Raw genomic sequence first — 12,540 nt, 5'->3', positions numbered from 1 at the left:
TATGACCACCCAACCCACAGGCGCGAACGCGGCTGTCCCCGGCCTCGTCCAGGTCACCGGCCTGACGAAGAGCTACCGCTCTACCCCAGCCCTGCGCGACTATAGCCTGTGCCTGGACTCCGGGCACATCGTCGGCCTCATGGGCCCTAACGGCTGCGGTAAAACGACGCTGCTCAAGATCCTCGCCGGAATCCTCTCCGACTATGAGGGCGCCGTGACCATCGACGGGCATGCGCCCGGCGTCGCCACCAAGGAGATCGTCTCCTACCTGCCCGACGCCGACTTCCTGAACACCGAGTGGACGGCAGCGGATGCGATCCGCGTCTACTCCACGTTCTTCGCCGACTTCGACGCCGACAAGGCGGCCTCGATGGTCGACTTCTTCGGACTGCCCACCGACCGACGCCTCGGCGAGATGAGCAAGGGCATGGGGGAGAAGCTCCAGATCAGCCTCGTCATGTCCCGGCGCGCCCGCGTGTTCCTCCTCGACGAACCCATCAGCGGTGTCGACCCCGCCACACGCGACGTCATCCTCGACGGCATCCTGCGCGAGTTCGACCCCGCCTCCCTGCTCATCATGTCCACCCACCTCATCTCCGACATCGAACACTTCGTCGACTATGCGCTCTTCATGAAGGACGGGCAGGTCCTCCTGCAAGGCGACGCCGACGACCTGCGCGCCTCCCACGGCGATTCCCTTGACGCTATCTTCCGGAAGGAATACCGCTGATGTTCACCAAACTACTTGCCTACGAGATTCGCTCGCGTTACCGCGCGAATGCGCGCTCCTTCGGGGCGTTCATCGTCACTATTGCCGCCGCGTCGGGAATCGTCGCCGCGGGGCTGCCGGGAATCAGCGGCTCCACCGCTGTCCTCGCCTACGCCCTGTGTGCGCTCACGCCGGTCGCCTGCGCGATCGCGGCGATGGCCGACTACTGGAAGACCCTGTACGGGCAGCGCGGCTACTTCACGATGAGCCTGCCCGTCTCCGGCACGACCATTTTCTGGGCGAAGACCACCCGGATGGTGATCGAGTGCCTCCTGGCTCTCGCCCTGGCCGTCGGCGGAATTATCGCCGTCGCTTCGGCCGCCGCGTGGAGCGACGGCATTAGCCTCGCTGAGTACACGGCCGGGCCGCGTTCCCTCGTGGCCGGAGTTCCCACCTCCACCGTCGCTATCATGATTGTGGTGCAGGTGCTCGTGTCGTTGTCGTGGCTCGTGCAGGGTAGTGCCGTCATGTCCATCGGCGCGGAAGGGCGTTTCAATCACATGGGTTTCGGCGCGCCCATCATCGGTTTCGTCCTGCTGTACATCGTCAACCAGGTGCTTTCCACGGTTGGCACGTTCTTCCTTCCGCTGTCTGTTACAACCGATGGACACTTCTCCACCGAGATTATGTGGACCTCGTACCTGGCGACGATGGGAACCGAGGGGCAACCGAACGTCATCGGCATCGGCTCCTATGTCCTCGTGCCCCTGTTTGCACTGGTCATGGGACTGTGGGCCTCTCGCTCGATCGAGAAGCACACGTCCCTTCGCTAGTATTACCCGTCCTCTCGTGTGGGCGAGTAGGCCTTGATCTTCGGCGCACTCGCACTCCCGGAGCTCCCCGTCCTCGCGCCCAGGCGAGCCAGGCGTAGGAGGTTTCAATGTTACCGCTATCGTCAGCGATCAGTGCTTTCGTCCAGCTCTCCCTGATCCTCGTGGTCCCGCTCGCGTGGTGGGTGCTCACAGAGCGCCGCGCAACCGGTTTCGCCTCCTGGATCGGCCTGCATCGGCCGACATGGGATGCAAGAAGAGCGCATCGTGTAGTTGCGATCCTCGCGTGGGTGGCGATCGGTGCAGCTTCAACAGCGCTGCTCCAATCCCTCTCGGGCCAGGTTCCCGCCGCACGTTTCGCCGGGCAAGGCTTCGGCGGCATCATGCCGGTGCTGCTCTTCGCGATCATCCAGACCTCCCTCGCCGAAGAGATACTCTTCCGAGGCTTCCTCGGCAAACGGATCATCGCCAGGAGAGGTTTCGCCTTTGGCAACTGCGCTCAGGCCATCGTCTTCGGGCTCCTACACGTCGCGTTGTTCGCATCCTTCGCGGACCCTGTCCATCTGCTCCCCATCGGCATCCTGACGGGTGCCAGCGGGTGGATTGCCGGGTGGCTCAACGAGAAGAGCGCCGGGGGATCGATCCTGCCCGGCTGGGCGCTCCACGCGAGTGCGAACCTGCTCGTGGGCCTCGCAGAGGCATTCAACCTCATGGGATGAGTATCGTCCCGGCCCGCGGCCCTGAACTGCCTCCCGTTTCTTGGACATCGAAAGTGAAGTCCAGGGAATGGGAGGCTTTTCATGTCTGTGGATCTGCGGTTGAGGCATGATCGTTTGCTTCGGGAGCAGGCGGTGGAGATGTTTGAGAGGGGGGTTGGCTATGGTTTGACCGCCAAGAGGCTGGGTGTGTGTGCCGAGACTGTGAGAGAGTGGCAGAAGACGTACCGTGCAATTGGGAAGGATGGGCTTCTTGCCATGGGAGGACAGCAGGCCAGATACGACTATGAGACCAAGGTCGCCGCAGCGAGGGCCGTGGTTGATGGTGGGATGAGTAAGCCTGAGGCGATGGTGCGTTTCGGTATTGCGAGTGCGACACCGTTGAAGCAGTGGTGCAGGCTGTACCGTGAGGGCGGCGCGCAGGCCCTCAAGCCCAAGCCCAAGGGCAGGCCGAAGGGGTCGGTGGGGGCGGTGCCACCAACGCGTGAGGAGGAACTCGCCGCGCGTGTGCGTAAGCTTGAGGCGCAGGTGGCATACCTAAAAAAATCGATTGCCCTGAAGGCGCAGAGGCGCTCCGAAACCGGGACAAAGCCCTAGCGGTCGCCGAGCTTTCAGGGCATGGACACGCGGTGCGTGATCTCCTTGAGGTGGCAGGCCTTTCCAGGTCGAGCTACTACTACGCGCTGGCTCACCCCCAGCAGCCAACCAGAGCGCAGCTACGTCCCAAGGTTGCCCAGATCTTTTCACGAACCCCCAACGGGTGCGGTCACAGGCAGGTAGCCATGTGCCTGCGCGCTGAGGAAGGAGAGCGCATCGCCGACAAGACGGTCTTGAAGATGATGCGCGAGATGGGGCTGCGCTGCGGCATACGCCGCGAGAGGGCCTACCACAGGTACAACTCCTACAAGGGGCCCGTGGGGCAAAGCTTTGAGAACATCATCGGCCGCGACTTCACGGCGACCGGCCCCTGGCAGAAAATGGGTACCGACGTCACCGAGTTCAAGCTCTCCTTCGGTAAGGCCTACCTCGCTCCGGTCTACGACTTTGCCAGCAAAGAGATCGTCGCCCACTCCATCTCGATGTGCCCCAACCTCGCCCAGCAACAAGAGATGCTCCAAATACTCATGGAAGCCAAACCCGCAGGGGTCGAGCCGATCTTGCACTCGGACATGGGATGGCAATACCAGCACGAGACCTACATCAGCACACTCGCCGATAACGGTTTCATCCAGAGTATGTCACGCAAAGGCAACTGCATCGACAACGGCGCCACTGAGCAGGTCTTCGGACACCTCAAGGACGAGTTCTTTCGCGGCCAAGACTGGCAGACCTTCGAGAGCTTCAAAGCCGACCTCGACACCTACATCACGCACTGGAATACAACACGACGCCAAGTAAAGCTCAAGGGCCTGACCCCGGCAGAATACCGGGATCAGGCCCTACAGGAAGCCGCATAACGGCTACCATTAAACGCGTCCAAGTTTCGGGGCGCAGTTCACCCCCGCCGTGGGCCGGGGCTTTGCCGCGACAGCGAGGGTGGAGGATTCGATCGGCCGCTCGAACTCAACTCCTGGCGGGACTGTGCTACCCCGACGCGGAGGGAGGGCCTCGGTCCCACGTCCTACGCCAGCAACCTCACGGCGTGCTACCACGACACGGAGGGAGCGTCTGCTTGCGCGGCTTCGAGGGAACGTACGCCGGGCTTTGAGGATTCGTTCAGTTTCCTATGATGTCTTAGGAGCGATAAGCGTCGAAACCCGAAAGGACACCCGTGGAACCAACGAACGGCTCATTCGTCCCGGCGAGCCCGGACCTGATCTGGATGGTGTTCATCCAGCAGGTCATGGTCCTCATCGCGTGGCTGATCGGCGTTGCAGTTCGGCGCGTTCTCAAGAACCGGATGACGATGTCCACCGCGTCAGCAACTCTGACCGGCCTAGCCGGCCTCTGGGGTGGCTTGGTAATCGCCGGTTGGATCTTCGACTCCGGTGACCTGTGGAAACCTGGGATGATCGGCGTCGCTGCGCTGGTTGCCCTCGTCGTCGTCATCGTTGTTTCCCTGATCGCCGCCTACCTGCACCCGCGCCCCGGCCTCGACCCCATCTCCGAGGTTGCCAAGCGCGGCGAATCCGACTCCCTCGAATTCAAGTCGAGCGCCCGCTGGAACATGCGTTCCGGCAAACGCGACGACGCAATGGAGACCGTTATCGCCAAAACCGTCGCCGCCTTCATGAACTCCGGTGGCGGCACTCTCCTCATCGGCGTCGACGACGAGGGAAGGCTCATCGGGCTCGGCCCCGACTATGCGACCCTCAAGACCCCGGACGCCGACCGTTTCGAGCTGTGGATCCGCGACCTGTGGGGCCAGCGAATGGGGACCAACGCCGCCACTCTGCCGAGGCTCGACTTTGCCGAGGCCACGGACCCGCAGGACGGCTACGAACGCCAAGATGTGTGCCGCGTGACCATCCCGCCTTCGCCCCGCCCCGTTTACCTGAGGGGACCCAAGGGTAAGGGGGAAGCGGAGTTGTGGGTGCGCGTGGGCAATTCGACGCGACGCCTGGAGGTCGTGGACGCGGTCCAGTACGTCTCAACTCGCTGGCCCGAAAGCGTGCGAGTCTCCCCGTGGACGCGCGTGCGCCTCCTCGCGCTGCGTCGCCGCGAAGTGCCGACGCGCCTGCCGGGCGTCGTCGAGCGGGTTCTCACCGAGCGCGCGACGAGCATCTTGCCGGCGTCGGAAGAGGAGTGAGCCGCACGGGGCTTCGGTAGGCTCGTGCAGGGATGCTGCAGCGGGAGGTGTCGGCCATTCACTTCGAAAGGCGAGCCCATCGACAGCGCGAGGACTGTCCTGAGATGCAGGCACGACCTCAATGACGGAGCGCAGCCGAGCATCGGCCCCTCCCGGTGACGACCTGGTGGGGTATAGAGACAGTGCGCTGGTCGGTGGTATCTGAAGATGGGGGACAGCGCGGTGCTCCACCGAGTTTTCGACAGCTGCGTGGCAGTGCCCGAGCGACGTTGTCAAGCTGCTGGCACAGGGCAGCCCGCTTTTGCTCTTGTCGTGGGGGCACTGCACCCGATCCGCGGCATTACACCCCTTCTGTTCGGGTGTTGCGCCCCGTAACGGGTGTACTGCCCCGTAACGGGTGTAGTTCCTGCTTCGTTTCTGCTGCGATGCCAACCCGCTGCTGGGGCGAGTATCTCGTGGCTGTGTGGCTGCGTCTGGGACTGCCGGATAGGGTGTGTGGGCAGGAGTTGCGCGCAGTTGTGGTTGTTGTGGGAGAAGGTGCACCCGATCCGTGGGCATTACACCCCTTCTGTTCGGGTGTAGCGCCACGTAATGGGTGTAGCGCCCCGTAATGGGTGTAGTGCGACGTATCGGGTGCAGCGACTCTCGTGTGGAGCTGGGGCGAGCATTGCGTGGCTGTGGCTGTGTCTGGGGCTGTCGGTTGGGGTGTGTGGGCAGGAGTTGCGCGCAGGTGTGGTTGTTGTGGGAGGTGGTGCACCCGATCCGTGGGCATTACACCCCTTCTGTTCGGGTGTAGCGCCACGTAATGGGTGCAGTGCGACGTAACGGGTGTAGTGCGGCGTAACGGGTGTAGCGACTCTCGTGTGGAGCTGGGACGAGCATTGCGTGGCCGTGTGGCTGTGGCTGTGTCTGGGGCTGTCGGTTGGGGTGTGTGGGCAGGAGTTGCGCGCAGGTGTGGTTGTTGTGGGAGGTGGTGCACCCGATCCGTAGGCATTACACCCCTTCTGTTCGGGTGTAGCGCCACGTAATGGGTGCAGCGCGGCGTAACGGGTTGAACGGTCCCGATCAGGTTGAATCCTGCGCCCTCAATGCGCCAATAGAGCAGCTCGGTCAGTTGGTGAGCCGCGTGTACGTCGCTAGCAGTGACATCGGTGCTAGTAAAACGCTGCAACCATGCTTCTCGGCTCACCCCCCCGCAACACAACAGGGGAGGGGCCCAAGCCGTGCGGCTTGGACCCCTCCTCATGTCGCATCAACGCGGGGCTCTATCGCCTCGCTCTATCGCCTCACTCGCCGCCCTTACGGCGGCGGATGCGCTTGCGAGTGCGGGGCGCGCGCTCAGAAGTAGAACCAGCGGAAGTGGAATCGGCTGATCCCGAGCGCGGCGAGTGCTCGCCGCGGCCGCGGCCGCGCGTGCCGCGATCGGAGCGGCCGCCCTTACCGGCGTTGAGCGTGCGATCCCCATCCTGGGAACCGCGCGCCCGCGAGCCGCGCGACCCGCGCGAAGAACGACTGGAATCGCCGCTGCGAGCGGAACGCCCGCGACCGCCACGCGATCCCGAACGGCCGCCACGGCCTCGACCCTCGGAGCGGGGAGCGGAGCCTCCCAGGTCCTCGAGGACCTCGGCGTCCAGGCCTGCGCGCGTGCGCTTGGCGCGCGGCAGTCGACCGGTCGTGCCCTCGGGAATGTCCAGGTCGGTGAACAGGTGAGGGGACGTGTGGTAGGTCTCGAGCGGATCCGGCACACCCAAGCCCAGGGCCTTGGAGATGAGCGACCAGCGCGGAATGTCGTCCCAGTCGACGAAGGTGACGGCCGTGCCCGAGTTGCCCGCGCGGCCGGTACGGCCGATGCGGTGGATGTAGATCTTTTCGTCTTCGGGGCACTGGTAGTTGATGACGTGGGTGACATCGTCGACGTCGATGCCGCGCGCGGCGACGTCGGTTGCGACCAGCACGTCTACCTTGCCGTTGCGGAAGGCGCGCAGAGCCTGCTCGCGTGCGCCCTGGCCCAGGTCGCCGTGCAGCGAGCCGACGGCGAAGCCGCGGGCGCTCAGGTCCTCGCCCAGACGAGCGGCGGTGCGCTTGGTACGGCAGAAGATGACGGAGCGGCCACGGCCCTCGGACTGGAGGATGCGGGCCACGACCTCGACCTTGTTCATGGCGTGAACGCGGTAGATGACCTGCTTGACCGTGTTGACAGTCTGGTTCTGGTCGTCGGGATCCTGGGCGCGGATGTGAGTCGGCTGCACCATGAAGCGGCGGGCGAGCGCCACGACGGGGCCGGGCATGGTTGCGGAGAACAACATGGTGTGGCGGTTCTCGGGAACACGGCCCAGCAGGGTTTCGACGTCGGGCAGGAATCCCAGGTCGAGCATTTCGTCGGCCTCGTCGAGGACGACGGTTTCGACGCCGGACAGGTGTAGGTGGCCTTTGCGCAGCAGGTCAATGAGGCGGCCGGGCGTGCCCACGACGATGTCGGCGCCGCGCTGGAGGGCCTCGATCTGGGGCTCGAAGGCGACGCCGCCGTAGATCTCGACGATGCGGGTCGACAGGTACTTGGCGGCACCGCGCAGGTCCTGGGCGACCTGCTTGGTGAGCTCGCGGGTGGGCAGGATGATGAGGGCCTGCGGCTGGTTCGGGTTGAGCAGGTCCTCGTAGCCCTCTTCGTCGGGCGCGATGACGTCCTCAAGGACGGGGATGCCGAAGCCGAGGGTCTTACCGGTGCCGGTCTTGGCCTGGCCGATGATGTCGTGGCGCTCGAGCGCCGGACCGAGGGTCAGGGCCTGGATCGGGAAGGGGTGCGTGATGCCCTTGTCTTCGAGGGCATCGACGATGGGGTCGGTGACGCCGAAGTCCGCGAAGGACTTCTTGTCGAGGTCTTCGCCTCCCTTGTCGGTGATGTCCGGGGTGGCCTCTTCGACCTCGGGGGCTGCGGGCTGGATGTTGCCCAGACGGACGACGCCTGCGGAGTATTCGACGGACGAGGCCGGGGCCTGGGGGGCCGCTTCGGTGGCGTCAACGTCGGGGGTGGGCACAGTTGCCTCAGTGCTCGTGTTGGTCACGATCTACCTTGTCTCCCGGGCTTTCCCGGGGTTGGGGTCGGTGCCGATCGCGCATTGTCTGGCACGGGGATTCTCGTCCGTGCGTATGTGTCATGTGTTCAAGAATGCGACCGGTCTTCCGGTGGTCGTCTTTCAGTGTAATGGTGTGGGTGACATTAGCGGGGGAGGGGCTGGTCACAGCGGGGGTGTAGCGAAGCGGTTTGAGGGGCGGATGCACCGGGCCGCGGAGGTTGTCAGGCACTATGCTGGAGTCATGGCACACGAATTTGATTCCGTCCCCGCCGACGACACAGAAGTCATTGGTCTTCTCGCCTATTCGTCGCTCGCGTTCATGACGCGCCTCGCGAAGGACGGGGAGCAGGCGCCCTCGTTCGAGGCTCACGTGGAGCATGCGCGTATGGCGGCGCAGTGCTTCACGCTCTACCAGCAGCTGGAGGTGTGGAGCGAGCATCGCGGCTTTGATCTGATGGCGGCCGCCGACGCGTTCACGAGCGCGTACGACGACTTGGATGCGCGCACGCGTCCGACGACGTTCGCGGAGCGCTCTGTCAAGACGTTTATTACCCGCGGCATGCTGGGCGACATGCTGATCCGCGTCGCTCAGGTGCATGGCCTATTCGAGGGGATTGAGGACGTGTGGCCCTTCGAGCAGGGGCATTGGGTGCGCAGCCACCTGGGCCCGCAGATCGAGGCGGATGAGCAGCTGTCGGCGCGCTTGTCCCTGTGGGGTCGCCGTGTCGCGGGCGAGGCCCTCGGCCTCGTGCGCGCGACACTGTTCACCTACCCGTCGCTGGCGGCTTCCCCGGAGAACGTTGATGAGATCACGGAGTACGTGATCAAGCGTCACGGTCAGCGCATGAAGGACATTCACCTGAAGGCTTGAGGCCGCAGGGCGTAGACGAGGCCGGGGAGCGGCGCGGACATGAGCCGCGTGCGCTCCCCGGCTTCTCTTGTTGTGGGTGGTGCGATCAGTGGATCGCGAAGCCGACACGGCGTTCGGTCTTGTTGGCGATCTGCACGTAGCCGAGGGCGTGTGCGGGTACGAGGGTGCGCTGGCCCTTGGTGTCGGTGAGGTCGAGGACGCCGTGGGCGGAGATGAGGGCCTCGTTGACCTTCGCCATGAGCTCGTTTTCGGTCATGTCGACGTCGAGGGCGAGCTGGCGCGTATTGTCGCGGATGCCGATGAAGATCTCCATGATGACTCCTTGCTGGTAAATGTCGTCATGGCCATCATATGTGCCGCAGATGCGGGTGGGGTCTGTCAGTATTGCGTCATGAGCGAAATAAAGGTCAGGTTGCGCAGCCGCGACGCCGATTGGTGGCGGTTGCCGGAGCTGAACCCTGAGCAGAGCGCGGTCGTGGAGGCTGCACGTTCGGGTGACGTGATTGCTCGGGGTGCGCCCGGCTCGGGGCGTTCGACGTGCGCGCTCGCCGTCTTCGAGCGGGCGGCCGCACAGGGGCGATCCGCCCTGATTCTCGCTCCGGATCGCGCGCGCGTCGACGTGTTGACGCCGCGCGCTCAGGCCCTCGGCCCGGACACGGTGCGTCCGGTGCGCACTCCCGCATCCTTTGCCTATCAGGTCGTGGCGACGTGGCGGACCCAGCGCGATGTCCCTCTTGAGGGGGTGGAGCTCGTGACGGGCGCGGCCCAGGATCAGATGCTCGCCGAGGCCCTCAAGTCGGTGGACGCCCCGTGGCCCGAGGACATTGGCGAGCAGATGCGCTCGATGCCGGCATTTCGCTCGGAGCTTCGTAACCTGGTGGCCCGCGCGGGCGAGGCAGGGATGGGCGCGGCCGCCCTGTCCGAGGCCGGGGCGCGCTTTGGGCGTCCGCAGTGGCAGGCGGCCGGCGCGATCGTGGCCGCCCTCGAGGAGGGTCCGCAGCATTGCCCGGAGTATCCGCAGACCTTGCGCGTTGACCTGTCGCGCATCCAATCCCTGGCAGCTGACCTGATCGACGCCTGGGAGAAGGACGCGCCTTCTCATGGCGTGCAGGCCGCGTGCCCGGTGCCCGACGTCGTGATCGTCGATGACCTGCAGGATTGCACTCCTTCGACACTGACCCTGCTGCGCGCCTGCCGAGATGCGGGTGCCCGCATCGTTGCTTTCTCGGATTCCGACGTGGCCGTGGCGGGGTATCGCGGCGGCGAGCCGCACCTGGATCGCAGGCTCGCCTCCGCGCTCGACATCGAGATCGAGGAGCTGGGCCAGGTCTACGACACGTCCCGCGCCGTGCGTGAGCTGGAGCAGCAGGCCTGCGCGCGCATCGCGCAGTCCGGCTCGCCCGCCCGCCGCGAGGCCTCAGTCGCAGACGACGCACCCGCGGGGCAGCTGGTGACGCACCTGGGGGCCACGCCCTCGCAGATGGGTGCCATGATCGCGCGGGCGATCCGCTCCCATCACCTGCACGACAGCATTGCCTTTTCGGACCAGGTCGTCATCGTGCGCAGCTCGTCGATGGTCGTCGAAACACGCCGTTACCTGGAGCGCGGCGGGGTGCCCGTGGCGGGCGGCGGCCGAGCCTTTGACTTCGCGACACAGCCGACGACGCGCCTGCTTCTGGACCTGGTGACGATGCCAGCCGGGGACAGCGACACGGATGTGGCCGCGCGCCGGGAACTCGCCGAGCGCCTGGTGCCCTCGCCCCTCGTGCGCGCCGACGCTCTCGCCGTTCACCGTCTGCTGCGCCGCTTGAATGCCGCGCGTGCCCAGGCCGCCGAGGATGCGGGCGACGAGGCCGCGCAGATTCCGCTGACGTCTGCGGACCTCGTCGATGATCCCGAGACGTGGAAGCCCACCCTGGAGCAGGCCGAGCAGGCGGGCGGCAAGCGCGCTCGAGCCGCCGCTCTGCTCGCGCGCCCCCTCGAGACCGCCGCGCGCCTGTGGGAGCTGGGGATGAGCGGCAGCGCGCGCCCCCAGGAGCGCCTGTGGTCCCTGTGGGAGGCCTGCGGGGTTGCGGGCGATTGGCGCTCTCGGGCCATCGCATCGGATGAGTCCTCGGCCTGGTACGACGACCAACTGGACGCCGTCGTGGCCCTCCTGCGCGTCGCCGACGTGTGGGAACAGCGCAACCCGGCCGGTTCCGCCGTGCGTTTTGCCTCCGAGCTGCTCTCAGGTTCTGTCCCCATCGACACGATTTCGCGTGTGGGCGTGCGCCCCTCCGGCGTCGAGGTCCTGACCCCCGCGCAGGCGATGGGCCGCCGCTGGCAGGTCGTCGTCCTCGCCGGCCTGCAGGACGGGGCCTGGCCGAACCTGCGGCTGCGCGACAGGATCCTTCGCGCCGACCTCCTCGCGGACGTGGGTGCGGGCCGCACGGTGGTGGGCGAGGACGGGCGCGAGGAACTGATTGACTCGACGCGCTCCGCTCGGCGCGTGGTCTTGGATGACGAGTACCGCCTCTTTGTCGCTGCCCTGTCGCGTTCGCGCTGCGTCGTGCACGCCGGTGCCGTGCGCTCGGAGGATGCGGCCCCCTCGGTGTTTTTCGACATGGTGGCGCGCCTGGCGGGCACGCCGCGTGACAACGACGTGGTGCCCATTGATCAGGTCGACGCGCCTTTGTCCCTGTCCGGGCACATCGCCGACCTGCGGGCACGCGCGGCTTCGCCGGATGACCCGGTCGACGCCGAGCTTGCGGCCACGCTGCTGGCGTTCATGGCCCGCGAGGGCATAGAGTCCGCGCAGCCGGAGCGTTGGTTGGGCGCGGGCGGCACGCCGACCAGCGCACAGGACTACCGTGGGCAGATCGTCTTGTCGCCGTCGCAATTCGAACGTGCGCTGGCATGCCCACTGCGGTGGTTCCTCACCACGATCGGAGCCGACGCGCCGTCGAACGCGGCCGCCAGCCTGGGCACTCTCGTCCACGCGGTGGCCGAGGAGCATCCGCACGGGACCCCCGAGGAGCTCACCGCGGCGCTGGAGGCGCGTATCGAGGAGCTGGGCTACAACCTGGACACGTGGGCGGGGCGCGTCGCCGATCGGCACGCCCATGACATCGTGAACAACCTGGCGTCTTACGTCGTCGGCGTTCCCGGCGACGTCACGGTGGAACAGACGGTGTCGGCCGAGGTCGAGGGCGTGACCATCCGAGGCCGGATGGACCGACTCGAGCAGGTGGACGAGGGCGTTCGCGTGACTGACCTGAAGACCGGTAAGAGCGGTTACACGAAGGCCAGCGTCAAAGAGAACCCGCAGCTGGCCGCCTACCAGATGGCCCTCCTTGCCTCGGGCGAGAAGGTCGCGGGGGCACGTATCGCACTGCTGGGTGGTTCCAAGCCGCAGATCTTCGATCAGCCAGCGCTTGAGGGGGAGGAGCTGGAGCGGTGGCGCGAGTGGGTGCGCGAGGTGGCACTCGCTGCTCGTGGCCCGTATTTTGAGGCGAGGCCCTCTGCGGAGGCCTGCAGGTACTGTTCCTTCGATCGGCTGTGCCCGGCACGCGAGCGCGGCCGCAAGGTGGTGGAGTGACGTGGGAAAGGACA

General features: G+C 65.9%; 10 protein-coding genes. 8 read left to right on the top strand and 2 right to left on the bottom strand.

Features of this window, described 5'->3' with window-relative positions; all coding sequences use genetic code 11:
* Position 1 precedes the first annotated feature (1 nt).
* The 6 genes from RDV55_RS02250 (at position 2) to RDV55_RS02225 (ending at position 5,004) form a co-directional block, all read left to right on the top strand.
* Positions 2-730: an ABC transporter ATP-binding protein gene (locus RDV55_RS02250; RefSeq protein ID WP_111822733.1), complete on the top strand. Its 729-nt coding sequence runs from the start codon at positions 2-4 to the stop codon at positions 728-730.
* Positions 730-1,542 (top strand): hypothetical protein, encoded by an 813-nt coding sequence (locus RDV55_RS02245; RefSeq protein ID WP_111822734.1) that lies wholly within the window; start codon positions 730-732, stop codon positions 1,540-1,542. Before RDV55_RS02250 ends, RDV55_RS02245 begins: the two co-directional genes overlap by 1 nt.
* Before the next feature lie 107 nt (positions 1,543-1,649).
* Entirely contained in the window at positions 1,650-2,258 is a 609-nt protein-coding gene (locus RDV55_RS02240; protein WP_111822735.1) for a CPBP family intramembrane glutamic endopeptidase, read from the top strand.
* An 81-nt stretch (positions 2,259-2,339) separates the two neighbouring features.
* Complete coding sequence (locus RDV55_RS02235; RefSeq protein ID WP_111822736.1) at positions 2,340-2,852, top strand: helix-turn-helix domain-containing protein; 513 nt, start codon at positions 2,340-2,342, stop codon at positions 2,850-2,852.
* Positions 2,801-3,712 carry an IS3 family transposase gene (locus RDV55_RS02230; RefSeq protein WP_111822737.1) on the top strand — a complete coding sequence of 304 codons (912 nt, stop codon included), beginning with the start codon at positions 2,801-2,803 and terminating at the stop codon, positions 3,710-3,712. Before RDV55_RS02235 ends, RDV55_RS02230 begins: the two co-directional genes overlap by 52 nt.
* A 365-nt stretch (positions 3,713-4,077) precedes the next feature.
* A complete protein-coding gene (locus RDV55_RS02225; RefSeq protein WP_111823111.1) occupies positions 4,078-5,004 on the top strand; it encodes an AlbA family DNA-binding domain-containing protein in 927 nt (308 codons plus the stop codon).
* Between the two features lie 1,286 nt (positions 5,005-6,290).
* On the opposite strand, the gene RDV55_RS02220 is transcribed toward RDV55_RS02225, so the two are convergent.
* The gene (locus RDV55_RS02220) at positions 6,291-8,066 is read right to left on the bottom strand and encodes a DEAD/DEAH box helicase (RefSeq protein WP_111822738.1); all 1,776 of its coding nucleotides are present in this window, start codon (positions 8,064-8,066) and stop codon (positions 6,291-6,293) included.
* A 253-nt stretch (positions 8,067-8,319) separates the two neighbouring features.
* Between RDV55_RS02220 and RDV55_RS02215 the strand changes: the two genes are divergently transcribed.
* Complete coding sequence (locus RDV55_RS02215; RefSeq protein ID WP_111822739.1) at positions 8,320-8,949, top strand: ferritin-like fold-containing protein; 630 nt, start codon at positions 8,320-8,322, stop codon at positions 8,947-8,949.
* A gap of 85 nt (positions 8,950-9,034) precedes the next feature.
* On the opposite strand, the gene RDV55_RS02210 is transcribed toward RDV55_RS02215, so the two are convergent.
* Positions 9,035-9,262, bottom strand: coding sequence for a DUF3107 domain-containing protein (locus RDV55_RS02210; RefSeq protein WP_111822740.1), 228 nt, complete (start codon positions 9,260-9,262; stop codon positions 9,035-9,037).
* Between the two features lie 78 nt (positions 9,263-9,340).
* Between RDV55_RS02210 and RDV55_RS02205 the strand changes: the two genes are divergently transcribed.
* On the top strand, positions 9,341-12,526 hold the full coding sequence (locus RDV55_RS02205; protein ID WP_111822741.1) for a PD-(D/E)XK nuclease family protein: 3,186 nt from the start codon (positions 9,341-9,343) through the stop codon (positions 12,524-12,526).
* The last annotated feature ends 14 nt before the right edge of the window (positions 12,527-12,540 follow it).

Origin of the sequence: Schaalia odontolytica (assembly GCF_031191545.1) — a bacterium.
GTDB lineage: Bacteria > Actinomycetota > Actinomycetes > Actinomycetales > Actinomycetaceae > Pauljensenia > Pauljensenia odontolytica.
Note: the sequence above shows the minus strand (reverse complement) of the source record. Positions and strands in the feature narration are given on the sequence as shown.